Raw genomic sequence first — 23,041 nt, 5'->3', positions numbered from 1 at the left:
ACGTCACTCCCGCAGGATCTCGCGACAGACGATCGCAGCGGCCGCCGACCACGCTTGCGGCCGACACGCCGCCGGATACGGTGTCGGCACGGAGGTCGCGGACGCCGGGTCGCCGGAATGCAGTTCCGGCACCCTGTAGGCGAACCCGTCGGCCGCCGCCAGTAGGCCCTCGATGACCCGGCGAGCGGGAATCCAGAGCCCTGCGCGCGCCATCCCATGCGCGCAGATCGCGCTGTCGTGGGTCCAGACGCTGCCGCCGTGATACGACAGCGGCCAGTACCCGGCGGCCGCCGTGGACATCGTGCGGATGCCGTAGCCGCTCGACATAGTCGGGCCCACGAGCAGGGACGCGACGTGGGCTTCGTCATCCGGGTCGAGCAGGCCGGTGCCGAGCAGATGGCCGATGTTGCTCGTGAGCGTGTCGACGGGCCGCTTGTCGCGATCGAGGGCGATGGCCGGGTAACGGCCCTCCGGAGTCTGCACCCAGTACGCCTCGGCGAACCGCGCGCGCAGTCCGGCCGCCCACGTGCGCAGATCCTCCGGCACCGGTGCCGCGAGGTCTGGATCGAGGTCCTCGCCCAGCGCTTCGAGCAGCTCCGCCCCCGACATCGCCGCCTCATACGCGTACGCCTGCACCTCGCACAGCGCGATCGGCCCCTGGGCGAGGGTGCCGTCGCGCCACTGGATCGAGTCGCCCGAATCCTTCCAGCCCTGGTTGGCGAGTCCTCGGCCGGTGCGGTCGACGTAGTCCAGGAAGCCGTCGCCGTCGCTGTCGCCGTGCTCGATGATCCACCGCAGCGCTCGGACCAGCGCGGGAAGCAGGTCGCGGACCTCGGCCTCGGGCATCCCTGCCTGCCACGCGTCCGCGAGGACGCACACCCACAGCGGCGTCGAGTCGACGCTTCCGTAGTAAAGCGGCGGCAGGACGATGCCCTCGCCGGGCATCTCGAGCGTCGTCGCGCGCAGCTCGTGCAGGATCTTGCCCGGCTCCTGCGCGGTGTCGGGGTCGTCCTCCGTGCCCTGCAGTCGGGCGAGCACGCGGAGAGTGGATGCCGCGATGCCCACGTCGACCGGCAGCGCGAGCCGCGCGGCCCAGAGCGCGTCGCGCCCGAACAGCGTGAAGAACCACGGCGTCCCCGCGGCGAAGAACTCGTCCTCAGGGTGATCGGGAAGAGCCAGGCGCAGGGCGTCGAGATCGCTCAGCGCCGTCTCGAGCCACCGGGCGAGCCGGGGCTGGTCGGAGCGCACACCCTCGGCGAGCGCTCCCGCGTTCCAAGGGGCGGGACTCGAGGCCTCACGCACCACCAGCGCGTCGTCTCGGAGTTCGACAGACCACGCCAGCTCGGTGCGACCACCCGCGGCCACCCGCACAGCCCAGGTCGCGACGATGTCGTCGCCCTCGCGCTCGAGTCGCGCGTCGGCTGCGCGCAGGACGAACTGCTGCGGGCCCGCCGCGACGGTGGCCTCGGCATCCGGATCCTGCTCGATCTGGATGTCGACCGGGCGCGCACGGGGGAGGCCGCCCTTCACGTCGTGGAGCGGCGCGAACTCGGGGCTCAGTCGCAGCGAGAGAGTCGTCGTTATCGGCGTGGTCAGCCGCGAGGCGATGGTCAGCGTCTCGGTGAGCCGCCCTGCCGCCGCGCGGCGGTCGCGCGTCAGCCGGACCTTGGGATCCGGGGTGGGGTCGTCGAGTCCGCGCAGCAGCCCGCCGAACACGACCCGGTCGGCGCCGTCGGGCGCCGCCGATATCCACTCGATCGCCGAGTCCGGGCACGCCAGCGCGATCGCCCGGATGTGTCGCACATCCCCGTGATAGACGCCGTCGATGGCGGCGGAGCCGAGCTCACCGTTCGAAGCAGACCAGGCCTGCGTCGGTGCCCGGAAGACGATCGTCGCCGCGTTCAGCAGCGGCTGCAGCGGCTTCGAGGGCGTGGTGGACGAGGGGGACGAGGCGGGACTCATTCCTTGACGGCTCCTTCACTGGCATTCATGATCCGTCGCTGGAAGATGAAGAACATGACGGCGACGGGGACTGTCATGATCAGCGCCGCGGCGAGCTTGATCGGATACTGGCTGCCCTGGCTGAGCTGACCCGATGCCAGCGACGCGACGCCCTTGGTGAGGGTGGTCAGTTCCGGCGACTGTGTGGACACGATGAAGTGGGAGAGCTCGTTCCACGAACCCTGGAACGACAGGATGATGATCGTGATGAGCGCCGGACGTGCCATCGGCAGCACCACCGACCAGAAGATCCGGAACGTCCCGGCGCCGTCGATGCGCGCCTGCTCCTCCACGGAGACCGGGATCGACTCGAAGAAGTTCTTCATGATGAACACCCCGGCGGCGTCCACCAGGAGTGGAAGGATCATCCCGGCGTAGGAGTCGTAGATGCCCAGCTGGTTGATGACGAGGAACCGCGGGATGAGGAGCACCACGCCCGGCACGGCCATCACGGCGATGACCCCCGCGTACACGACGCCGCGCCCGCGGAAATTGAGCCGGGCCAGGGCGTAGCCCGCGAGGGACACGAAGAACACGCGCCCGAGCGTGACGGTGATCGTCACGATCGTGGAGTTCTGGAACCACACGGGGAAGTCGCTCCGCAGGAACAGCCGCTCGTACGCCGCCGTCGTCCACGTCTGCGGAACGAGGGCGATGGGGTTGCTCGCCGCCTCGGCGTCGGTCTTGAAGGACGTCCCGATCTGGACCAGGAAGGGATAGATGTAGAACAGGGCGATCGCGACGAGCAGGGTGTAAAGCGCGATCTGCCAGCCGATGCGTGAGGTCTTGCGACGGGCATCGGATGGCGCGCGCGGTGCGGGCTTCGGCGACGCCGCCGTGGGGGCGGCATCGATGGTCGTGCCGGTCATGATCGCCCCCTCGTCTCGGCGGGATCGGGTGGACTCGGTGCCTGGTCGGCGGCGACGGTCGCCGGCGTGGCGGTCGCCGGGCGGGTGGGCAGCTGGTACTGGCGCGCACGTCGCCGTGAGACCGGGCGCTCGCGCAGCACCCAGCGCTGGAAGATCGTGAACAGCACGATGATCGCGAAGAGGATGAATGCGATCGCAGCGCCCTGTCCCCAGTGCTGATCGAGGAAGCCCGCGTCGTACGAGAGATACGCCGGGGTCAGGGTGGTCTTGCCGGGCGCGCCCTGCGTGCCGGTGTAGATCTGGTCGAAGACCTGCCAGCAGCCGATGAGACCGAGGGTGAGCACCGTGAACAGCGCCGGCTTCAGCTGCGGCAGGGTCACCCGCCAGAACCGCTGCCACGCGTTGGCTCCATCGACCATTGCGGCCTCCTGGATCTCGGGTCCGATGTTCTGCAGCGCGGCGAGGAACAGCAGCATGAAGGTGCCGCTCGTCGTGAAGATCCCCATGAGGATGATCGCCGACATCGCGACCGAGGGACCCGCGAGCCAGTTCCACCACGAGACGCCGAGGAAATCGTTCTGGGTCAGTACGGCGGGGCCGTCGGTGATGCCCACCGCGGCCAGTGCGTTGTGGAGGATCCCGCTCGGATCCGCCCACCAGTTGGGGCCGTCGATGCCGATCGCGGCGAGGATCGCGTTGACCGGACCGATCGCGTTGAAGAGGAAGAGCCAGAGCACCATGATCGCCACCGTCGCGGTGACGGAGGGGAAGTAGAACGCGGTGCGGAAGAGGCCGCGACCGCGCAGCACCGCGCCGTTGACCAGGACCGCGAGGAAGAGCGACAGCGCCGTCTGCAGCGGCACGACGAGGAGCACGTACCAGGCGTTGTTGCGCATCGCCGTGCCGAAGTCGCGCGTGGCGAGGCCGTCGCCCGTCGTGACGGCCGCGTAGTTCTCGATTCCCACGAACCCGACGGCCGACGAGAAGGGGCTGCCCCGGCCCGACCAGTCGGAGACGCTCACCCACAGCGCCATGAGCACCGGGATGAGCAGGAAGACGCCCAGGATGATGATCACGGGGAGGGTGAAGATCCACCCCGCGGCGGCCTCGCCGCGGCGGATCCCCGATCGGGGGCTCCGCGCGCGGCGAGGCGCGGTGGCGGTCGCGGTCATGGCTCGCTCAGCCGACGATCGCCTCGAGGTTCGACTGCACCGAGTCGAGGATCTCCTGCGGGTCGCCGGTCTTCAAGCCCTCGAGCTGGGCGTTGAAGTCGGTGATGACGTCCGCCGTGCCGTCGTACGTCGGGATGCCCTGCGCGTAGTCCGCCCCCGCGAGGAACGCGGCGAGATCGGGGTTGTCGCTGGTCCACTGCTCTGCCGCGGACTCGATGGAGGGCATGACCCCGAACGCCTCGGAGAACGCGAGCTGCTGCTCGGTGCTCGTCAGGTACTGCACGAGGTCGAGTGCCGCCTGCTGGTTGGGGCTGTCGGCCGCCATCCCCCAGCAGTTGGTGTACTGCAGCGTGCCCTTGCCGGCGGGGCCCTCGGGAAGCTCGGCGACCACGTACTGCACGTCGGGGAAGTCGTTGGTCATCGCGCCCGTGATCCAGTTGCCCTCGATGGTCATCGCGGTCAGTTGCTTGCCGAACGCCTCGCCACCCCATCCCGCACCGACGTCGGATGAGTAGGCGAACGTGCCCGCCGTCATGTTGCCCTGCACGTAGGTGAGGGCGTCGACGTTCTCCTGGCTGCTGGCGATGGCCTCACCGTCCTCCACGAGGCCGCCGCCCGCCTGCGCCATGAACGCGCCCACGCGCTGGTACTCGGGTCCGAAGCCGAGGCCGACGACGCCGTCCTTCGTCAGGGTCTGCGCCACGGTCGCCAGCTGTTCCCACGTGGTCGGGATGTCGGCATCGGTCAGGCCCGCGGCATCCCACAGTCCCTTGTTGATGACGAGAGCCAGGGTCGAGAAGTCCTTCGGTGCGCAGTAGAACTCGTCCTCGAATGTGAAGTTCTCGACGAGCGACGGGTAGAAGTCGTCCTTGTTCTCCAGCTGGTCGCCGTAGGCCACGAGCGAGCCGTTCCCGGCGTAGCCGGCGAGCGCCTCGGTCGCGAGGTAGAACAGGTCGGGCGGATCGCCCGCCGCGAAGCCCTGCGAGAGCTGCTGCGGAAGGTCGTTGGCGACCTGGACGGTCGCCTCGACCCCGGCCTCCTCCGACCATGCCGCGACGGCGTCCTCGACGGCGGTCGTCTCCGCATCACCCGACGTGCCGATGAGGACGGTGAGGGCATCGTCGCTCGACGTCAGTTCACCGGAGCCGGCGTCACCGCCGCCCCCGCCCCCGCCGTCGTCGAATCCGGAGCCGCAGGACGTGAGGGCCAGCGCTCCGGTTATCAGGAGCGCGCCCGCCCCGAGGAGGCCGCGTGTGGTGTGCCGTGTCATGAGTCTCTTCTCCTTCGATGAGTGCTTCGGGATCGGCATCGATCGCGCATGTGCTGTCGAGCGACTGTGGGGGGCGCCCGAAATTTGAACGATCAAAGTTCGTTCGTGATGCCACGGTAGAAACTGTCGACCGTGAGTGTCAAGGGGGTTGGCGCGCCCGTAGGATAACGATTTGAACGATCCGATCCGACGCCTAGGGCAGGGAAGGGAACGATCATGGCGAAGCCGCCCACGGTCGAAGACGTCGCGCTCGCCGCGGGTGTCTCACGGCAGACGGTGTCGAACGTCCTCAACACCCCCGACATCGTGCGCGAGAAGACACGCGAGCGCGTGCGCCAGGCGATCTCGGAGCTGGGCTATCGCCCGCAGGTGGCGGCGCGGCGGCTGCGTACGCGCCGCAGCTCGACCATCGGCATCCACCTCGACCCGTACGCCGGCGGGATCTCCGGAGTCGTCCTCGACCGATTCGTGCACGCGCTGACCGAGCACGCGAGCGATCGTGGCATGCGCATCCAGCTCTACGCAGCGCGATCGCCGGCCGAGGAGATCGACCGCATGCGCGAGCTCACCGATGGCGGCGAGATCGACGCGGTCGTCATCACGGGAACCTTCCCCGGCGACCCGCGCACACGGTGGCTCGCCGACCGCGGCATCCCCTTCGTCTCGTTCGGGCGCCCGTGGGGCGAGGACGACGTGGCGGTCCCCGCGCACCTGTGGGTGGACGTCGACGGTGCAGCGGGAACGCGCGCGGCCACGGTCGAGGTGCTCGCACGGGGCGGTTCGCGAGTCGCCTTCCTGGGGTGGCCGGTAGGATCGGGCACCGGCGACGAGCGGGAGCGGGGCTGGCGCGAGGCGATGGCGACCGCGGACGCCGACGGCCGCCGGCTCGTGAGCGAGGAGGGCGTGGGTCTCGCCCGCGCCGTCGTGGAGGAGTTCCTCGCGGACGGCGAAGGGGTCGACGGGATCGTGTGCGCCAGCGACGCCCTCGCGATCGGTGCGCATCTGGCCGCTGCCTCCGCCGGCATGGCCGAGCTGCCCATCATCGGGTTCGACAACACCCCGGCCGCAGAGGCCATGGGGCTCAGCAGCGTGGAGCAGCTGCCGGAGCGCGTCGCGGTGGGGGTCCTCGAGCTGCTGATGGGCGCATCGGGGAGCGTCGTCGCGCCGCGGACTCCGGCCGCCGGGTCGGCGCACGTGCTGGTCGAGCCGCAGCTCGTGCTGCGATAGCGGAGCGGCCACTCCCTGCGCCGCCGCTGCCTACGGCGTGCGGCTCACGGCATCCTTGGCGCCTGCCGCCTTCGGTGTCGGGCGATCCGCCGCGCGGGGGAGCCACAGCAGCGCGATCACGCCGCTCAGCAGGTACAGGCATCCCTGTGCCTCCAGCAGCGGAAGCAGCCCGATCGCGCCGTCGGAGAGAGCGCCCGGCAGGATGCCGAGCGCCTGCCCGACGGCGCTGACCAGCCCGACCGCGGCGAACACGGCGCCTCGCTGACGGGGCTCCGACTGCTCCTGCAGCACGCTCATCAGGCCGGCGATCATGATCACCCCCGGCGCCCCGACAGCCGCGAACAGCAGGACGTAGGGCCAGATCTCGGTGGTGACCGTCGGAAGATTCCAGGTGACGAGGGAGAGGACGCCGAACGCGAACAGGCTGGCCGCGGTGAGCGCCCGCGGCGACGATCCGCGGGCGATGAACCCGAGGACGACGCCCGCGAGGACCGCGCCGACCGCCTGGATGCCGCGCAGCAGGCCCACGCCGGCATCCGACCCTCGCAACGGGCCGAGCGCGAACAGCACGAAGAGCACGAGGAACATGCCCTGGGCGACGCTCGAGACGAGGATCACCGCGAACGCGCCGCGCAGCCGCGGGATGCGCAGCGCCTCGACCAGACCGACCGGTCGCGCGCCGGCGGTGTCGGGGCGGGCGGCATCGACGGGCGCGTCGGCGCTGCCGGCGTCATGCGCGGCTGTCTTCACTGCGGGGAGCGTCGCGATGAGCACCGCCGAGACGATGTACGTGATGGCATCGGCGGCGACGATCAGGCCAAGGTCCCCGACGGCGAGAAGGACGCCGCCGAGCGGGCCGCCGATGAGCCTGCCGAGGTTCTGGTTCAGGCCGATCAGTGCATTGGCCGAGACCAGCTGCTCGGTGTCGACGAGATCGGGCAGCAGCGTGTTCTTGGCCGGCTCGAACAGCGTGCTGAGCGAAGCGTGCACGAAGATGACGGCGTACGCCAGCGGAAGGTCGGCGACCTCGTTCACCCAGAGGAGGGGGAGGAGCGCGAGGGCCTGGCCGATGTTGACCGCGACCATGATCCAACGGCGGTCGAACCGGCCGATGAGCCGGGCGGCGAGCGGCGCCACCACGACCGCGGGCACGAGCTCCACCAGGAACGCGATGGACGTGCCGAGCGCCGAGCCGGTGAGCTGGAACACGACGAGCGGAAGCGCGATGAACAGCAGCCAGTCGCCGGTGTCGGAGATGAGCCCGGCCGCCCAGAGTCGGCGGAACGCGGGAATCGCGAAGGCGGTGCGGGAGGTCATTTCGCGGCCTCGCCGAACGTCGGGCGCGGGAACGCCAGCAGCGAGAGGTTCGCGATGGCGGCGTCTTCGGGAGCGTCCTGCCGCGTCGCCGCGATGTAGGGACGGACGATGGCGTCGATGCGCTCGACGATGGACCGCAGCTCGTCCGGGCTGACCTGCAGACCGTACTGGGCGTGGGCGTCGACATCTCGCCACGGACCCTCGATGCGGTCGCGGCGCCGCACATGCTCGCGGGCCAGCTGGTAGTCGAGCTGGACGGAGGCCTCGAGCATCGCCGTCGCGCTGGCGACGACCGACGGGTCGTCGGAGTCGAGATCGAGGCTCAGGCCGGTGATGGTCGCACGCCACGGGCGCTCGCGGCCGTCGTCGGACTCGACCGGCTCGACCAGGCCGTGCTTGGCCAACACGCGGAGGTGATAGCTGCAGTTCGAAGGGTTGTCGTCGACCGCTCGCGCGCACTCCGAGGCGGTCGCCGCACCGTGCGACATCAGGAAGCTCAGCAGGTCGAGGCGCACCGGGTGGGCGAGGGCGTCGAGGGCCGCCGGGTCGGTGATCGTGCGTCTGATCTCGGGTTCGGCCATCATCGTCCAATCTGAAAGGTCGTTTCAGATTATGCGCTCCGATGGAGAGATCTGCAAGAGCCTTTCAGAGTTTTGGTCTCGCGGGCCGTGCGCCGCGGATCCGCCGGACGAGTTCCGTCGCCATGGGGGCGACGAGAGCGGCGAACGCCGCCGGGTCGCGCTTGCCCTCGGCGGGATAGGTGACCGCGATCGCCGCGATCGGCCAGCCGACGTGGTCGAGTACGGCGACGCCGACCGACCCGAGCCCGAGCGTCACCTCGCCGTCCTCGATGGCCCAGCCCTGTACCCGCACTTCGCGCAGCAGCTCGCGCAGCTCGCTCGGCCGACGGGGGCCGCGGCCGGTGCGATCGGCGAAGGCCGCGGCATCCGGGAAGAGTGCCCGCACCTGCTCGCGAGGAAGCGCCGCGAGCATCGCCCGGCCCGTCGCGGTGAGGTGCGCGGGCAGACGGACGCCGACGTCCGTCACAAGCGCGGGCCTACGCGGTGCGCGCTCCTCGACGATGTACAGCACGTCGCGGCCGTGCATCACGGCGAGGTGCGCGCTCTCGCCGGCGCGATCGACGAGATCGGCGAGCACCGGGCGTCCGAGACGGGCGAGCGGCTCCTGCCGCGAGTACCCTCCGGCGAGCTCGAACGCGGCAAGGCCCAGGCCCCATCGCCGCTCCTCCGGGAGGTGCACCACGAAATGGTGCTCCTGCAGAGTGGCGAGCAGGTGATAGACGCTCGAGCGCGGGATGCCGAGCGCCGTCGCGATCACGCTCGCCGGCGCCGGTCCGCGCTGACGTGCGAGGAACGTCAGGATCCGCAGCGTCTGGTCGGCGGCGGGCACCTGCGGGCGTGCGGGGGCAGCCGGCTGCCGGTCGGACGAGGAATCGTGGCTGTCTGGCATGACAGACACAGGATGGCACGGTCTGCTGTCGCGCGGCAGTCCCGCGGTGTGGAATCGGAGCATGACCACCGTCACGCCCCCTCCCGCGAGCGACACCGGTGCCTTCACCCGCGGTGCGGTCACCGTCGGCGCGGCGCCCCTCAACCCCGCGGACGTCGTCGCCGTCGCCCGGCACGGCGCGCACGTCGCCCTGTCGCCCGAAGCACTCGAGCGCGTCGTCGCCGCTCGCGCCCTCGTGGAAGGACTCGCCGACGACCCCGAGCCGCACTACGGCATCTCGACAGGCTTCGGCGCGCTCGCCACCACTTTCATCGCCGCCGAGCGCCGCGTGCAGCTGCAGGCGAGCCTGATCCGTTCGCACGCCGCCGGCACCGGACCCGAGGTCGAGCGCGAGGTCGTGCGCGCCCTCATGCTGCTGCGGCTGCAGACCCTCTCCACCGGCCACACCGGCGTGCGCCCGGTCGTCGTCGAGACCTACGCGGGCATGCTCAACGCCGGCATCACCCCGATCGTCCGCGAGTACGGCTCGCTCGGCTGCTCGGGGGACCTCGCCCCGCTGTCCCACGTGGCACTCGCCGCGATGGGCGAGGGGCGCGTCCGCAACGCCGACGGCGACGAGGTCGACGCCGCAGACGCCCTCGCCTCGGCATCCCTCACACCACTGGTGCTCCGTGAGAAGGAGGGGCTCGCGCTCATCAACGGCACAGACGGCATGCTCGGGATGCTGCTGCTCGCGCTGCACGACATCTCGGTGCTGTTCGACACCGCCGACGTCGCTGCGGCCATGTCGGTCGAAGCGCAGCTGGGCACGGACGCGGTGTTCGCCGCCGACCTGCAGGCGCTGCGCCCACAGGTGGGCCAAGCGGTGTCGGCAGCGAACCTGCGTGCCGTCCTCGCCGGCTCGCCGATCGTGGCGTCGCACCGCGACCGGGCCGTCTGCACGCGTGTGCAGGATGCGTATTCGCTGCGGTGCTCGCCGCAGGTGCACGGCGCCGCGCGCGACACCGCCGACCACGCGCTGATGATCGCCACGCGAGAGCTCGCCGCCGCGGTCGACAACCCCGTCATCACCGACGACGGGCGCGTCGAGTCCAACGGCAACTTCCACGGGGCGCCCGTGGCGTACGTGCTCGACTTCCTCGCGATCGCCGTCGCCGACGTCGCCTCGATCTCGGAGCGCCGCACCGACCGCGCCCTCGACCCGGCCCGCAGCAACGGGCTCCCGCCGTTCCTCGCGCACGAGGTGGGCGTCGACTCGGGGTTCATGATCGCCCAGTATGCGGCGGCGGGCATCGTCTCGGAGCTGAAGCGACTCGCGGTGCCGGCATCCGTCGATTCCATCCCCTCGTCAGCGATGCAGGAGGACCACGTGTCGATGGGGTGGGCCGCCGCCCGCAAGCTGCGCCGGGCGATCGACGGACTCTCGCGCGTCCTCGCGATCGAGGTGCTGACGGCAGCGCGCGCCCTCGACCTGCGCGCACCGCTGCGGCCCGCCGCCGCCACCGGCGCCGTCCGCGACCTGGTGCGCACCGTCGCCGGGGGTCCTGGGCCCGACCGGTTCCTGTCGCCCGAGATCGAGGCGGCGACCACGCTCGTCGCGTCGGGAGCCGTCGCACGGGCCGCCTACCAGACCACCACGAAGGAGTGAGATGTCCGATTCGACAGGTTCGACGACCGGCGTGAAGGCCCCCGCAGTGCGCGCACCGCGCGGCCCAGAACGCACCGCCAAGAGCTGGGGCGCCGAGGCCGCCAAGCGCATGCTCATGAACAACCTCGACCCGGAGGTCGCCGAGCACCCCGAAGATCTCGTCGTCTACGGCGGGACCGGCCGCGCGGCGCGCAGCTGGGCGGCGTTCGACGCGATCGTGCGCACGCTCGACGAGCTCGAGCCGGATGAGACGCTGCTGGTGCAGTCCGGCAAGCCCGTAGGCGTCTTCCGCACGCACGAGTGGGCGCCGCGCGTGCTCATAGCCAACTCGAACCTCGTGGGCGACTGGGCGACGTGGCCCGAGTTCCGGCGGCTCGAAGCGCTCGGCCTCACGATGTACGGCCAGATGACGGCCGGCTCGTGGATCTACATCGGCACGCAGGGCATCCTGCAGGGCACGTACGAGACGTTCGCCGCGGTCGCGCGGTCGCTCGGCCGCGACGATCTCGCCGGCACGCTGACACTGACGGGCGGCGCGGGAGGGATGGGCGGCGCGCAGCCGCTCGCCGTGACGCTCAACGGGGGAGCGGTGCTCATCGTCGACGTCGACGAGTCGCGCCTCGCCCGCCGTGTCGAGCACGGCTACCTCGACGAGTACACGACCGACCTCGACGCCGCGCTTGCACGGGTCGTCGCGGCGAAGGCTGCGGGCGAGGCGGTCTCGGTCGGCGTCGTCGGCAACGCCGCAGAGGTCTTCGGCGACATCCTGCTCTGCCAGCGCGCGGGCGAGGTCACCGTCGACATCGTCACCGATCAGACCAGCGCACACGACCCGCTCGCGTACCTGCCGGTGGGGATCGCGTTCGAGGACTGGAAGGCGGAGGCCGCCCGCGATCCCGAGGCATTCACCGCCCGCGCCCGCGGCAGCATGGCGAAGCACGTCGCCGCGATGGTCGGATTCCAGGATGCCGGCGCCGAGGTCTTCGACTACGGCAACTCGATCCGCGCCGAGGCGCAGCTCGGCGGGTTCGAGCGTGCCTTCGACTTCCCGGGCTTCGTGCCGGCGTACATCCGCCCGCAGTTCGCAGAGGGGCGCGGACCGTTCCGCTGGGTCGCCCTCTCGGGAGACCCCGAGGACATCCGCAAGACCGATGAGGCGGTCAAGGCGCTCTTCCCCGACAACGCCGGGCTCGTGCGCTGGCTCGACAAGGCGAGCGACGCCGTGCACTTCGAAGGGCTGCCGGCGCGCATCTGCTGGCTCGGCTACCAGGAGCGCCACCTCGCAGGCCTCAAGTTCAACGAGATGGTGGCCTCAGGCGAGCTGTCGGCCCCGATCGTCATCGGCCGCGACCACCTCGACGCCGGTTCCGTGGCGAGTCCGTACCGTGAGACCGAGGCCATGGCCGACGGGTCCGACGCGATCGCCGACTGGCCGCTGCTCAACGCGCTCCTCAACACCGCGTCGGGTGCGGCCTGGGTGTCGATCCACCACGGCGGCGGCGTCGGCATCGGCCGCAGCATCCATGCCGGGCAGGTCACGGTCGCCGACGGAACCGCGCTCGCCGCCGAGAAGCTCGCCCGTGTGCTCACGAACGATCCGGGCACCGGCGTCATGCGCCACGTGGACGCCGGCTACGAGCGTGCAAGGGAGGTCGCGCGCGAGCGCGGGCTCCAGGTGCCGATGCTCGATGCGTAGCCCTGGACATGGACGGACGGACGCCGTGGGTACGACGCTGATCACGAACATCGCGGAGCTGACGACGAACGTCGAGCGCGACGGCGACCCGTGCGGCACGCTGCACGACGCGGCAGTGGTGATCGAGAGCGACCGGATCGCATGGGTGGGCGTCGGGACCGAGGCCCACGACGTCGCGTCGCGCTTCGCTCGCTCGGAGACCGGGGAGTCGGTCGTGGATGCCGGAGGCCGAGCGGTCATCCCGGGCTTCGTCGACAGCCACACGCACCTGGTCTTCGGCGGGGATCGTGCCGACGAGTTCGAGGCGCGCATGACCGGCACGCCGTATGCCGCAGGGGGCATACGGCGCACGGTGGCGGCGACGCGGGCGGCGACGGACGATGAGCTGCGCGCCCGCCTCGCCGGGTTCGTGACCGAACTCCATGGCCAGGGCACGACGACCTTCGAGATCAAGACGGGCTACGGGCTCACCGTCGCCGATGAGGAGCGGCTGGCGCGCCTGGCCGCAGAGGTCACCCGGGAGGTCACCTTCCTCGGCGCCCACATCGTGCCCGTCGAGTACGCCGACCGCCGCGACGCCTATGTCGACCTCGTGTGCGACGAGATGCTCCGCGCCTGCGCGCCGCACACCCGGTGGGTGGACGTGTTCTGCGAGCGCGGCGCCTTCAGCCCGGAGGAGTCGCGGCGGATCCTCGCGGCCGGCGTCGCGCACGGCCTCGAGCCGCGCGTGCACGGCAACCAGCTCGGACCCGGCGAGGGCGTGCGCCTGGCGGTCTCGATGGGCGCGGCATCCGTCGACCACTGCACGTATCTCGACGACGACGATGTGACCGCGCTGGCCGGCTCGGACACGGTAGCCACGCTCCTGCCCGGCGTGGAGTTCTCGACGCGACAGCCCTACCCGGACGCGCGACGGCTGATCGACGCCGGAGTGACGGTGGCGCTCGCCAGCGACTGCAACCCCGGCTCGAGCTTCACGAGCTCGATGCCGCTCATGGTGGCCCTCGCCGTCCGCGAGATGGGCATGACGCCGTCCGAGGCGGTCTGGGCCGCGACCGCGGGCGGCGCTCGGGCCCTGCGCCGTGACGACGTCGGCGCGCTCGCCCCCGGCATGCGCGCCGACCTCGTGATGCTCGACGCGCCGACGCGCGTGCACCTCGCCTACCGTCCCGGTGTGCCGCTCGTGCACGCCGTGTGGACGGGTGGCGCGCGGCTGTGAGACGACCGCTCGCCTGTCACGATCTGGGGGGCGCAGCGACAAATCGTGACAGGCGGGCGGACGGCTGTCGAGTCGTCAGCGCTCGGCGAACTCCGCGCCGTACCTCGTGTGGAGCAGGCGCGGCGGACCCTGGTCAGCGGGGGGCGTCGAACGTCCAGTTGTCGGGATCGACGACGGCCGCGACATCCCAGTCGTCCTGCGCCCAGATGAAGGTCGCGACAGCGCACGTCGGCATGTGGGCGATGTCGTCGTCCGAGAGGCGCGCGGTCAGTGCGCTCATTCCGGGGTCGTGCGCGACGACCATGACCGCCGGAGCACGGGTCGCCGCGGCCGACTCGAGGATCTTCGACGCCGGGGCGCCGTACAGCTCGGGGTCGAGTGAGACCGCCGCACCCAGCTCGGCGGCGAAGGCCTCGGCCGTCGTCCGCGCCCGCAGTGCCGTGCTCGACAGGATGATGTCGGGTCTGAACCCGCTCGCCGCGAGCCGGGCCGCCATGCGCGGCGCGTCCCGCATGCCGCGGTCGTTCAGCGGACGGTCGTGATCGTCGAGGCTGGAGTCCCCCCAGTCCGATTTGGCATGCCGCACCAGCACGAGACGGATCATGACGCCACCTTTCGCAGGGCCTTTCCGGCGAGGAGTTCGAGCACGCACAGCGCCGCCAGCCGCACCGTGCGCCCGTCCGGCGCATCCGCCGTCGCATCGACCTCGGCGATGTCGGCGCTGTGCACGCGCGCATCCGAGGCGACGGTGCGCACCAGCGCACGCAGCTCCCACGCGGCGAGCCCGCCGGGAACGGATGCCGGGCACCCGGGCGCGACGGAGCGGTCGCACACGTCGACGTCGATGTCGAGATGCACGCCGCCGCCCTCGGCGCCCGCCATCTCCAGCGCCTCGGCGACGACGTCGGCCGCGCCCCGTTGTCGCAGATCGTCCATCGTCACGACGGTGATCCCGAGGTCGGCCGCGCGCTGCGCGTACGCCACGGAGTTCGCGAAGTCGGCGATGCCGAGCTGGACGACGCGCCGGGGGTCGAGGCCGTCCTCCACGAGCCGCCGCACCGGCGACCCGTTGGAGACCCCGTCGCGCAGGTCGAAATGCGCATCGATGGTGATGAGTCCGCCGGCCGCAGCGCCCTGCGTGACCGCGTACGTGATCGAGTTGTCGCCGCCGAGCGCGACGACGAGGTCGGCGCGCTCCCGCAGCGCCGCCACCGCGGAGCGGACGGATGCCTCGCCCGCGGGCCCGTCGGGCTCGTCGACGTCGCCGGCGTCGGCGACGCGCAGCACCTCGCCGAGGTCCAGCGGGGGCGGACCGAGGAGCGTCGGACTGTACCGGTGCAGAGCCTCTCGGATCGCGCCGGGCGTGGCGTGCGCGCCGGTCGGGGAGAGCGAGGTGCGGAACGCAGGGACACCGAGGATCGCGGCATCCCAGCCGCCGTCGTCGATGGCAGGCCACGCGCCGGCGCGGGGCCAGAGTGGGTCATGGGCGAGCGTCACGCCTCGACGCTACCGGTCCGGTCAGGCCGCGACGTAGACCCACGCGGAACGACCGCTCGCGAGCACGACCGCGATACGGCGGTACAGCGCCACCTCGTACTCGTCCGACGCGTCGAGCTCGTCCTCGGTGACGACGAGAGCCTTGCCCACGACCTTGTCGAGCGGGTTGCCGGTCTCGCGGACGATGGGGTGCACCGACAGGCCCGAGAGGTCTACCACCCGGGTGTCCTCGATCTCGGCGTAGTCCACGGTGTAGCCCGGGAGCGCGTCGTCCTCGCTCTCGACCAGGCGCCCGAACGTGTCGAGCTGGACGTCGGGGTGCTGCAGGGTCCCGTAGCTGAACAGGTACTCGAGGGGCTCATCCACCGACACGGCATCAGGCTAACGCGCGGCGTCGCCGCGCTCCCGGGTCTTCACGCAGTGTTTACACGCGACCGCGCACGCCGGTCAGCCCCGCAGAGCGTGCGCGATCAGCCCAGCACGGCGTGCGCGATCAGCCCAGCACCGCGTGCGCGATGGAGAAGATCGCGAGGCCCGCCAGCGCCCCCACGATCGTGCCGTTGAGACGGATGTACTGCAGGTCGCGTCCGACCATGAGCTCGATCTTCTCCGTCGTCTCGGCGGGGTCCCATCGTTCCACGGTGTCGGTGATGATCGACGCGATGTCATGGCGATAGCGGTCGACGAGGAAGACGGCGGCATCGGTGACCCAGGAGTCCACGCGGCGCTGGAGGGAGGCATCCGTCATCAGCCGCCCGCCGATCTCGACCAGCGCCTCGACGCTGCGCCGTCGGAGCCCGCTCCCGGGGTCGGCGAGGGAGCGCAGCAGCCCGGCCTTCGCGGTGGTCCACACCTCGCCGGCCAGGTCGCGCACGCGAGGGCTGTCGAAGACCGCGAGCTTCGCATCCTCGAAGCGCCCGATCGTCGCCGGGTCGTGCTGCAGGTTCGCCGCGAGGCGGTTGAGGTAGGCGTCGATCGCGACGCGCGCGGGATGGCTCGGGTCGGCGCGTACGGCGGCCACGAACTTGACGGCTTCGTTGTAGACGGTGTCGTCGACGAACCGGTGCGCGATCGAGGGCACCCATCCCGGCAGGCGCCGCGAGATGACGCCGGAGAAGGATGCCTGGTTGGCGGCGAGCCACGCCGCGATGCTGTCGGCGGCGAGATCGACGGCGCCGCGGTGCGCGCCGGCCTCGACGATGCGGCCGAGCCACTCGCCGAGCGGCGGCCCCCACTCCGGCGTGATGAGGTGCTCGCGGGCGAGCTCCTCGATGACGTCGCGCACGTCGTCGTCGCTCAGCGCCCGCAGGACGCTGCTCGCCATGACGGACCCCTCGGCCGCGACCCGCTCCGCGTGCGCCGGCGAGCTCAGCCACTCGCCGAGCCGGGCGGCGATCGCGGTCTGATCGAGCTTGGTGCGCACCACCTCGGCGCGGAGGAACTCGGTCTCGACGAACTCGCCGAGCGTGCGGCCGATCTCGTCTTTGCGGCTGGGGATGATCGCGGTGTGCGGGATGGGGATGCCGAGCGGATGCCGGAACAGTGCCGTCACCGCGAACCAGTCGGCCAGCGCACCGACCATGCCGCCCTCGGCGGCTGCGCGGACGTACGCGAGCGCGGGGACGTCCTGCTGGAAGGCGAACGAGAACGCGAACAGCACCGCCATGAACACCAGCGCGCCGAGGGCGACGCCCTTCATGGTGCGCAGACCCCGGCGGCGGTCCTGGTCGGCCGGGCTCAGCAGATGGGTCGGGGTCCGCGCCATGGGGTCATCCTCGCACGCGCTCAGCGCGCGGGCGCCTTACGCATCGAGGCTTGCGGCGAGCTCGTCGCACCAGGTATGGGCGAGGAGATTCGACCGGATGCCGTAATCCAGCGTCGCGCGCTGAAGGCGAACACGTCGGCGAACTCTGCGGGGATCTCTGCCGCGTCGACGCCGCGTGCGACGGCGTCGAGCTCGGCGAGGTGGGACTCCACGCGGGCACGGATCGCGCCGACCACCTGCCGGCGTTCGCTCCGCTCGTCGAGGAGGCCGACGAAGAACGTGCGCGCGAGCGCGATGGTCTCGATGTCTCCGCCGGTGACCGGGGAGAGCATCCACTCCCGCCAGGCGCGGCGCCCGGCATCGGTCACCGTGTACGGCTTGCTGCCGCGGGCGTCGGCGGCGGCATCCGAGACCGTCACGGTGCCCGAGCGCGGCATCCGCATCGTCCTGAACTTCCACTCCACCCGCGAGATGCTGCGGAGCTTCCGCGTGCACATCCGCCTCATGCAGCTGCTGACGCGGGCGCTGCCCGGCTGAGGGGGATCGGCTCAGTCCTCGAGCGGCCCCAGCCACGCGGTCGCGACCGTCGCATGCGCGGATTCGGGGTCGGACGGGTGGAAGAGGCCCGCGAGGACATCGCGGTAGAGCCGGCTCAGCTCGTTGGCGGAGAAGTACGACGAGCCGCCACCGACAAGCATCGCATCGTCGACGATCGACTTCGCGGCCGTGACCGCACGATGCTTGACGCCCGCGAGCAGCGAGAACCACCGCGCCCCGTGGTCGGCGAGCTCGTCGACGTCGCGCGCGAGCGCCTCGATCTGCGACGGCAGCGCGTCGTACGCGAGCGCCATGCCGGCGATGCGCCGGCGGATGTCGGGATCCTGGCTGTACGCCTTGCCGGTGCGCTGGGAGGTGCGCTTGCCGGCGGCCGCCACCGCGAGGTCGAGCGCCCGCCGCGCGACGCCGGTATACACGGATGCGAGCAGCAGCTCGAAGACGCTGAAGATGCCGAAGACCAGCGGGTCGGCGTTGGGTCCCGGGGCGAGCCGGCGGACCACCCGGTCGGCCGGTGCCACGGCATCCCGCAGCTCGGTCGTCCGGGACTGCGTGCCGCGCATGCCGAGCGTGTCCCAGTCGTCGCGCACCACCACGCGGCCGACCTCGACCTCCGAGCGCGGCACGAACGCGTAGACCATGCGCGGCGCGTCCTCCGACGAGGTGTCGAGGCCGTGCAGCCCCAGCTGCGTCCACACCGGGGCGAGCGAGGTGAAGATCTTGGTGCCGGTGAACGAGTACCCGCCATCGGGCAGGGGAGCGGCATCCGTCCCGCTGCCGAACAGCACGAGGTCGTTGCCGGCCTCGCTGATCCCGAAGGCGAACACCTCGCCGGCCGCCGCACCCTCCTGCACGAACCGCAGCGCGTCGATGCCACGATCCGCGAGCACCTTCGCGACCCCGGTCCACACCAGATGCATGTTGATCGCGAGTGCCGTCGCCGGCGCCGCGCTCGCGAGGCGCTGCTGGAGCACGGATGCCTCGGCGAGGCCCAGCCCCGCACCGCCGAGATCTTCGGGCACGAGGATCGCGAGGTAGCCGGCATCCTTCAGATCCACCAGATCGTCGTCGGGGAAGGTGTTCTCGCGGTCGTGCACCGCCGCCCGGGCGCGGAAGCGCTCGAGGAGTTCGTCCGGAAGGAGGTCGGCGGCATCGTTGGGGGTCACCCCGCCATTCTTACGCCATGATGTGCGCATGGCGACGCTCTCAGAGATGATGCAGGCGCTCATCCCCGCCACGCAGCGGCAGACGGCGGCGGAGGTCACCGAGGCGCTCGACCTGGGGTCCGGGGACCGCGCGGGCAAGCGCAGCGGATTCCTCATCATGCTGACGCTCGCCGGGATCATCGCGATCGCGGGCGTGCTGACCGACTCCACGGCGACGGTGATCGGCGCCATGATCATCGCGCCGCTGGGCACGCCGATACTCGGCATCGGCCTCGGCATCGTCCGAGGGCACCTCAGCCTCGTGGTGCGGTCGATCCTCTGGGTGCTCCTCGGGGTCGCCATCGTGATCGTGCTGGGACTCGCGTTCTCGGTCTTCGTCTCCACGCCGGAGAGTCTGGAGACCAACTCCCAGGTCGTGGGCCGCACGTCACCGAGCTTCATGGATCTGGTGGCGGCGCTCGCCACCGGCTTCGCGGGCGGCTTCGCCATGTGCCGCAAGGACCTGAGCGCCATCCTCCCGGGAGTGGCGATCGCGATCTCTCTCGTTCCGCCGCTCGGCGTGGTCGGCGTCTGTGCGGGCCAGGGTCTCTGGACGGACGCCGTCGGTGCGCTGTGGCTCTTCCTCTCCAACGTCGTCGCACTCGTCATCGCCGGGAGCATCGTCTTCACCCTCGCCGGGTACGCGCGCGATCCCGGATCCTCGCGCGTCGCCAATCGCCGCCGCGCCTACACCATCGTCACACTGCTGGCCGTCGTCATCACGATCCCGCTGGTCGTCAACTCGGTCGTCTCGGTGGCGCTCGCGCGCTGGTCGGTCGGGATCCAGAGCGCCGCGACGCAATGGCTCGCCGACGACGAGGGCGCCCGCGTCTACGGCGTCGACTGGTCGGGCGCGACCGCGACGATCGAGGTCACCACCGAGGACGGCGAGACCCCGCCGCTCGACGAGCTCCAGAAGGCGGTTGCCGCAGTGGTCCCGTCGTTCGTGGGTGTCGTGGTCGACGTCGGGCAGGGCGTCGAGATCCCCGTCCAGTAGCCGGCCGCGCGACGGGCTGCGGGGCGCCCGGGGTCAGCCGAGCGCGGCGCGCAGCGCCTCGATCGTCGCCTCGGGCCGATCGCGATGGGGCGAGTGTCCCGCATCCGCCACCACCGAGACGGTGAACACCGGGTTGCGGGCGACGGCGGCCTCGGCGGGCTTGCCGCGGAAGATCGAGTAGACGTGCGGATCGGACGCGATGACGTGGGTGGGCACCGAGACACGGAGGGCGGCATCCGTCACGTCCCACTGCACGTTCTGCGCACTCGTCTGCTCGACCGCCCAGCGGCTGGCCTGCTGGGCCGACAGCGCCTTCAGCTCGATGTCCTGCGGGTGCCAGTACGGGTGCTCCTCGCGCACGGCCTCTTCGGACGGGTCGTCGAACGCCCGGGTCTGGCTGTTGCGCACGATGTCGCGGTCGCGATCGGTGAGCATGATCGCCGGGTCGATGAGGATGAGCCGGCGCGTCCACGACGGATCCTCGGCGGCGGCGAGCACGGATGCGGCACCGCCGAGCGAGTGCCCGATCACGAGGTCCCACGGCCGGTCGGCGCCCGCCCTGGTGCCGACCACGTCGGCCCCGTACGCGGCCAGCGTGTAGTCGAGCGCGCGCGGCGCCATGCCGTGTCCACGCAGGTCGACGGCATCCGCCCGCCAGCCGGCGTCCGCCAGTGCGACGCCGTAGCGCCACATCAGCGCGCCGTTCGAGCCGAGGCCGTGGATGAGCAGTGCGCGGCGCTCGGCCGGGGGCGAGCCCCAGGACAGGCGGGGGAGGATGACGCGACTGGGCATACGCTCAGCCTAGGAGCGCGGCCCCGGCCGTCCCGACGCACGGCAGGATAGATGCGGGGGTTGGCGTGATCTCGACGGAAATGGCTGTGGCGCTGCGCGAAACAGGGCTGGTGTGGCACCCGCGCTCGGGCGACCGGTTCCAGCTCGATGAGCCCGAGTTCGAGGCCGACGTCTTCACGGTCAGCGAGATGACCATCGAGCCGCGCGAGTACCCGACCGGCCGCATCCTCGCTTTCAACGGCACCACCGAGTGGGCGCTGGACTCCGTCGCGCTCGAGGACGCGCTGTGGCTGCCGCACGAGCACCAGCTGCGCGAGCTGCTGCGCGGCGCCTTCCGGGGTCTGCGGCGCCTGCCCGACACGCATGAGGTCGAGATCGTGCTCGGCGGCGAGCGCCTGGCGTTCGAGCATCCCGAGCCCGCGGACGCCTATGCCCTGGCGCTGCTGGAGATGCTGCGGCGCCTCGCGTGAGATCCGGCGGGGGACCTCAGCCGATCGTCGCGATCGGCTCGGTATCGGGGATCGGGCTCGCGCCCCGCACCCGCAGGTCGGGCAGGCCACGCGCGAACACGATCGCGACGACCAGCCCGAGCGCGCAGAACGCCGCTGCGGCGGTGTAGGCTGCCGTCACCCCGCCCGGACCGTCGATGAGAAGCCCCGCCACGGCCGAGCCGGCGGCGGCGCCGATGAGCTGGCCGGTGCCCACCCACCCGAACGCCTCGGCGGTGTCGCTGAACTTGACGCTGGCGATCGTGACCGCCGAGAGCACGGCCAGCGCCGGCGCGATGCCGATGCCGGCCAGGAACAGGGTGCTGCCGATCCACCACACGTTGATCCACAGCGCGGTCAGCGCCAGACCGATGGTGACCACGGTGAGTCGCCGGGCCATCGCCCAGCTGCCCATCGGCAGGTGCCCGAACGCGAGGCCGCCGGCGAGGCTGCCGATCGCGAACACGGCGAGCACGAGCCCCGCCTCGAGGCCGCCGTGGTCGAAGGTCGCCACCACGCTCGCCTCCACGGCGGCGAACGAGCCGACGAGCAGGAAGCCGATGACCGTCGCCAGCAGGATGGGCGGACGCGTCAGCACGGTGCCGAAGGAGCGCTTGCTGCGCGGGATGCGCACCCGGCCGACCTCGGGGGAGAGGATGAACCACGCCCCGCCGCCCACCAGGAACACCACGACGAGCACGAGGCCGGTGACGGTCCCCGCCTGCGTTGCGACGAAGGTGATGAGCACCGGGGCGAGGATCCAGATGACCTCCTGCAGCGACGCGTCCAGCGAGTACAGCGCCGTGAGCTGCGTCGAGTTGACCATCTTCGCGTAAATGGTGCGGACCGCCGCGACGATGGGCGGCGTCGCCGCGCCGGCGATGAACCCCAGCACGATGTAGACCGGCACGGGCACGACGAGGAACGCGATCGCCAGCAGGGAGGCCGCCGACACGGCCGTCGTGAGCGTGAGCACACGGCGCATGCCCCAGCGGCCCATCCACCGGCTCGTGACCGGGCCCGCGAGCGCCTGTCCGATCGACACCGCCGCCAGCACGATGCCCGCCGCGCCGTAGGAGCCGGTGATCCCCTCGATGTGCAGGAGGATCACGAGACTGATCATCCCGTTCGGGAAGCGCGCGGTCAGCTGCGCCGCGATGATGCGGGCGACCCCGGGGGTGCGCAGAAGATCCCGGTAGCCGGCCACCTGTCAACGTTACGACACGCGCCGACGCGCACGACACGATCGCGACACTCCCGCGACACGCCGGAGGACTTCTCCACAGGCCGATCCGATGTCGGAGCCCGGATCTACGGTCTGGCTGTGGAGAGATGCCGCCAGGCTCGCGAAAGCACCGTGATCCTGGCCTTTTCCACCGCTCCAGGCTGTGGATGAATCCGTGGAGAACCTGTGTTGTACGTGGGGAGAACGGTGGAAAATCACACGGATGTAACTACTAGCCCTTGTGGTGCTATCGGATGTCGGTACCCATATGTAGTATTGGACTCCCGGTGGGGGGACTACCGGGAAGAGCACCGGATGCCACCGGGGGAAGCACTGAGGAGACGGAATCGACATGGCGATCACGGTTTACACGAAGCCCGCGTGCGTGCAGTGCACGGCGACGTATCGAGCACTGGATTCCAAGGGGATCGAGTACGAAATCCATGACCTCTCGCAGGACCCTTCGGCCCTCGAGCAGGTCAAGGCGCTGGGGTACCTCCAGGCGCCGGTCGTCATCACCGATGAGGACCACTGGTCGGGCTTTCGTCCCGACAAGATCGACGAACTCGCAGCGCGGCTGGCGTAGTTCGACGCAGCCCACCCGTTTCGACGGAGCTCAACGACCGCC

22 protein-coding genes are annotated in these 23,041 nt (G+C 71.1%); 7 read left to right on the top strand and 15 right to left on the bottom strand.

Translation table 11 applies throughout. The features are described from left to right. Positions 1-3: 3 nt before the first annotated feature. The 4 genes from MRBLWS13_RS05730 to MRBLWS13_RS05715 are packed head-to-tail and all read right to left on the bottom strand — an operon-like array spanning position 4 to position 5,312. Complete coding sequence (locus MRBLWS13_RS05730; RefSeq protein WP_349428062.1) at positions 4-1,962, bottom strand: glycogen debranching N-terminal domain-containing protein; 1,959 nt, start codon at positions 1,960-1,962, stop codon at positions 4-6. Next, positions 1,959-2,870 (bottom strand): carbohydrate ABC transporter permease, encoded by a 912-nt coding sequence (locus tag MRBLWS13_RS05725; RefSeq protein ID WP_349428061.1) that lies wholly within the window; start codon positions 2,868-2,870, stop codon positions 1,959-1,961. The genes MRBLWS13_RS05730 and MRBLWS13_RS05725 overlap by 4 nt, the downstream gene beginning before the upstream one ends. Continuing rightward, positions 2,867-4,042, bottom strand: a complete 1,176-nt coding sequence (locus MRBLWS13_RS05720; RefSeq protein WP_349428060.1) for a sugar ABC transporter permease — start codon at positions 4,040-4,042, stop codon at positions 2,867-2,869. Before MRBLWS13_RS05720 ends, MRBLWS13_RS05725 begins: the two co-directional genes overlap by 4 nt. A 7-nt stretch (positions 4,043-4,049) precedes the next feature. Beyond that, a complete protein-coding gene (locus tag MRBLWS13_RS05715) occupies positions 4,050-5,312 on the bottom strand; it encodes an extracellular solute-binding protein (RefSeq protein ID WP_349428059.1) in 1,263 nt (420 codons plus the stop codon). Between the two features lie 216 nt (positions 5,313-5,528). Between MRBLWS13_RS05715 and MRBLWS13_RS05710 the strand changes: the two genes are divergently transcribed. Beyond that, positions 5,529-6,539 carry a LacI family DNA-binding transcriptional regulator gene (locus MRBLWS13_RS05710; RefSeq protein ID WP_349428058.1) on the top strand — a complete coding sequence of 337 codons (1,011 nt, stop codon included), beginning with the start codon at positions 5,529-5,531 and terminating at the stop codon, positions 6,537-6,539. 30 nt (positions 6,540-6,569) lie between these two features. Here MRBLWS13_RS05710 and MRBLWS13_RS05705 read toward each other — a convergent pair whose 3' ends face one another. The 3 genes from MRBLWS13_RS05705 to MRBLWS13_RS05695 all read right to left on the bottom strand — a co-directional run bounded on the left by MRBLWS13_RS05705 (position 6,570) and on the right by MRBLWS13_RS05695 (position 9,326). After that, positions 6,570-7,856, bottom strand: coding sequence for an MFS transporter (locus MRBLWS13_RS05705; RefSeq protein ID WP_349428057.1), 1,287 nt, complete (start codon positions 7,854-7,856; stop codon positions 6,570-6,572). Next, on the bottom strand, positions 7,853-8,440 hold the full coding sequence (locus MRBLWS13_RS05700) for a helix-turn-helix domain-containing protein (protein ID WP_349428056.1): 588 nt from the start codon (positions 8,438-8,440) through the stop codon (positions 7,853-7,855). The genes MRBLWS13_RS05705 and MRBLWS13_RS05700 overlap by 4 nt, the downstream gene beginning before the upstream one ends. Before the next feature lie 61 nt (positions 8,441-8,501). Next, positions 8,502-9,326: an IclR family transcriptional regulator gene (locus MRBLWS13_RS05695; RefSeq protein ID WP_349428055.1), complete on the bottom strand. Its 825-nt coding sequence runs from the start codon at positions 9,324-9,326 to the stop codon at positions 8,502-8,504. 61 nt (positions 9,327-9,387) lie between these two features. On the opposite strand from MRBLWS13_RS05695, the gene hutH reads away from it, so the two are divergent. From hutH to hutI, 3 genes are read left to right on the top strand one after another with little or no spacing between them, the layout of a single operon-like run. Further along, entirely contained in the window at positions 9,388-10,974 is a 1,587-nt protein-coding gene (gene hutH, locus MRBLWS13_RS05690) for a histidine ammonia-lyase (RefSeq protein WP_349428054.1), read from the top strand. Position 10,975: 1 nt separating this feature from the next. Then, positions 10,976-12,670, top strand: a complete 1,695-nt coding sequence (gene hutU, locus MRBLWS13_RS05685; protein ID WP_349428053.1) for a urocanate hydratase — start codon at positions 10,976-10,978, stop codon at positions 12,668-12,670. A gap of 25 nt (positions 12,671-12,695) precedes the next feature. Further along, positions 12,696-13,889, top strand: coding sequence for an imidazolonepropionase (hutI, locus tag MRBLWS13_RS05680; RefSeq protein WP_349428052.1), 1,194 nt, complete (start codon positions 12,696-12,698; stop codon positions 13,887-13,889). 133 nt (positions 13,890-14,022) lie between these two features. Here hutI and MRBLWS13_RS05675 read toward each other — a convergent pair whose 3' ends face one another. From MRBLWS13_RS05675 to MRBLWS13_RS05650, 6 genes are all read right to left on the bottom strand, one after another. After that, positions 14,023-14,493, bottom strand: a complete 471-nt coding sequence (locus MRBLWS13_RS05675) for a histidine phosphatase family protein (protein ID WP_349428051.1) — start codon at positions 14,491-14,493, stop codon at positions 14,023-14,025. Beyond that, positions 14,490-15,386, bottom strand: a complete 897-nt coding sequence (locus tag MRBLWS13_RS05670) for an agmatinase family protein (RefSeq protein WP_349428050.1) — start codon at positions 15,384-15,386, stop codon at positions 14,490-14,492. Before MRBLWS13_RS05670 ends, MRBLWS13_RS05675 begins: the two co-directional genes overlap by 4 nt. 21 nt (positions 15,387-15,407) lie before the next feature. Next, positions 15,408-15,758 carry a gamma-glutamylcyclotransferase family protein gene (locus MRBLWS13_RS05665; protein ID WP_349428049.1) on the bottom strand — a complete coding sequence of 117 codons (351 nt, stop codon included), beginning with the start codon at positions 15,756-15,758 and terminating at the stop codon, positions 15,408-15,410. A 121-nt stretch (positions 15,759-15,879) separates the two neighbouring features. Continuing rightward, positions 15,880-17,151: a DUF445 domain-containing protein gene (locus MRBLWS13_RS05660; RefSeq protein WP_349428048.1), complete on the bottom strand. Its 1,272-nt coding sequence runs from the start codon at positions 17,149-17,151 to the stop codon at positions 15,880-15,882. 20 nt (positions 17,152-17,171) lie between these two features. Next, positions 17,172-17,588 carry a hypothetical protein gene (locus MRBLWS13_RS05655; protein WP_349428047.1) on the bottom strand — a complete coding sequence of 139 codons (417 nt, stop codon included), beginning with the start codon at positions 17,586-17,588 and terminating at the stop codon, positions 17,172-17,174. Between the two features lie 111 nt (positions 17,589-17,699). Further along, positions 17,700-18,902: an acyl-CoA dehydrogenase family protein gene (locus MRBLWS13_RS05650; RefSeq protein WP_349428046.1), complete on the bottom strand. Its 1,203-nt coding sequence runs from the start codon at positions 18,900-18,902 to the stop codon at positions 17,700-17,702. On the opposite strand from MRBLWS13_RS05650, the gene MRBLWS13_RS05645 reads away from it, so the two are divergent. Next, the gene (locus MRBLWS13_RS05645) at positions 18,901-19,908 is read left to right on the top strand and encodes a TIGR00341 family protein (RefSeq protein ID WP_349428045.1); all 1,008 of its coding nucleotides are present in this window, start codon (positions 18,901-18,903) and stop codon (positions 19,906-19,908) included. The two genes, MRBLWS13_RS05650 and MRBLWS13_RS05645, sit on opposite strands and share 2 nt — an antisense overlap. Positions 19,909-19,941: 33 nt before the next feature. Here MRBLWS13_RS05645 and MRBLWS13_RS05640 read toward each other — a convergent pair whose 3' ends face one another. Continuing rightward, positions 19,942-20,700: an alpha/beta hydrolase gene (locus tag MRBLWS13_RS05640; RefSeq protein ID WP_349428044.1), complete on the bottom strand. Its 759-nt coding sequence runs from the start codon at positions 20,698-20,700 to the stop codon at positions 19,942-19,944. Positions 20,701-20,765: 65 nt separating this feature from the next. Here MRBLWS13_RS05640 and MRBLWS13_RS05635 point away from each other — a divergent pair, with 65 nt between their 5' ends. Beyond that, entirely contained in the window at positions 20,766-21,170 is a 405-nt protein-coding gene (locus MRBLWS13_RS05635; RefSeq protein WP_349428043.1) for a pilus assembly protein CpaE, read from the top strand. Between the two features lie 16 nt (positions 21,171-21,186). Here MRBLWS13_RS05635 and MRBLWS13_RS05630 read toward each other — a convergent pair whose 3' ends face one another. Next, entirely contained in the window at positions 21,187-22,395 is a 1,209-nt protein-coding gene (locus tag MRBLWS13_RS05630; RefSeq protein ID WP_349428042.1) for an MFS transporter, read from the bottom strand. A gap of 370 nt (positions 22,396-22,765) precedes the next feature. Between MRBLWS13_RS05630 and nrdH the strand changes: the two genes are divergently transcribed. Next, positions 22,766-22,999: a glutaredoxin-like protein NrdH gene (gene nrdH / locus MRBLWS13_RS05625; RefSeq protein ID WP_194413491.1), complete on the top strand. Its 234-nt coding sequence runs from the start codon at positions 22,766-22,768 to the stop codon at positions 22,997-22,999. Positions 23,000-23,041: the final 42 nt, after the last annotated feature.

It is taken from the genome of Microbacterium sp. LWS13-1.2 (assembly GCF_040144835.1).
In the GTDB taxonomy this organism is placed as follows: Bacteria; Actinomycetota; Actinomycetes; order Actinomycetales; family Microbacteriaceae; genus Microbacterium.
The sequence above is the reverse complement of the archived record's forward strand: the minus strand, read 5'-3'. Positions and strand labels throughout refer to the sequence as shown.

Excerpts from the sequence above, each read along its gene's own strand:
- MRBLWS13_RS05730 (WP_349428062.1), bottom strand. The coding sequence starts at position 1,962 with ATGAGTCCCGCCTCGTCCCCCTCGTCCACCACGCCCTCGAAGCCGCTG.
- MRBLWS13_RS05725 (WP_349428061.1), bottom strand. The coding sequence starts at position 2,870 with ATGACCGGCACGACCATCGATGCCGCCCCCACGGCGGCGTCGCCGAAG.
- MRBLWS13_RS05720 (WP_349428060.1), bottom strand. The coding sequence starts at position 4,042 with ATGACCGCGACCGCCACCGCGCCTCGCCGCGCGCGGAGCCCCCGATCG.
- MRBLWS13_RS05715 (WP_349428059.1), bottom strand. The coding sequence starts at position 5,312 with ATGACACGGCACACCACACGCGGCCTCCTCGGGGCGGGCGCGCTCCTG.
- MRBLWS13_RS05710 (WP_349428058.1), top strand. The coding sequence starts at position 5,529 with ATGGCGAAGCCGCCCACGGTCGAAGACGTCGCGCTCGCCGCGGGTGTC.
- MRBLWS13_RS05705 (WP_349428057.1), bottom strand. The coding sequence starts at position 7,856 with ATGACCTCCCGCACCGCCTTCGCGATTCCCGCGTTCCGCCGACTCTGG.
- MRBLWS13_RS05700 (WP_349428056.1), bottom strand. The coding sequence starts at position 8,440 with ATGATGGCCGAACCCGAGATCAGACGCACGATCACCGACCCGGCGGCC.
- MRBLWS13_RS05695 (WP_349428055.1), bottom strand. The coding sequence starts at position 9,326 with ATGCCAGACAGCCACGATTCCTCGTCCGACCGGCAGCCGGCTGCCCCC.
- hutH (WP_349428054.1), top strand. The coding sequence starts at position 9,388 with ATGACCACCGTCACGCCCCCTCCCGCGAGCGACACCGGTGCCTTCACC.
- hutU (WP_349428053.1), top strand. The coding sequence starts at position 10,976 with ATGTCCGATTCGACAGGTTCGACGACCGGCGTGAAGGCCCCCGCAGTG.
- MRBLWS13_RS05675 (WP_349428051.1), bottom strand. The coding sequence starts at position 14,493 with ATGATCCGTCTCGTGCTGGTGCGGCATGCCAAATCGGACTGGGGGGAC.
- MRBLWS13_RS05660 (WP_349428048.1), bottom strand. The coding sequence starts at position 17,151 with ATGGCGCGGACCCCGACCCATCTGCTGAGCCCGGCCGACCAGGACCGC.
- MRBLWS13_RS05655 (WP_349428047.1), bottom strand. The coding sequence starts at position 17,588 with ATGCCGCGCTCGGGCACCGTGACGGTCTCGGATGCCGCCGCCGACGCC.
- MRBLWS13_RS05645 (WP_349428045.1), top strand. The coding sequence starts at position 18,901 with ATGGCGACGCTCTCAGAGATGATGCAGGCGCTCATCCCCGCCACGCAG.
- MRBLWS13_RS05650 (WP_349428046.1), bottom strand. The coding sequence starts at position 18,902 with ATGCGCACATCATGGCGTAAGAATGGCGGGGTGACCCCCAACGATGCC.
- MRBLWS13_RS05640 (WP_349428044.1), bottom strand. The coding sequence starts at position 20,700 with ATGCCCAGTCGCGTCATCCTCCCCCGCCTGTCCTGGGGCTCGCCCCCG.
- nrdH (WP_194413491.1), top strand. The coding sequence starts at position 22,766 with ATGGCGATCACGGTTTACACGAAGCCCGCGTGCGTGCAGTGCACGGCG.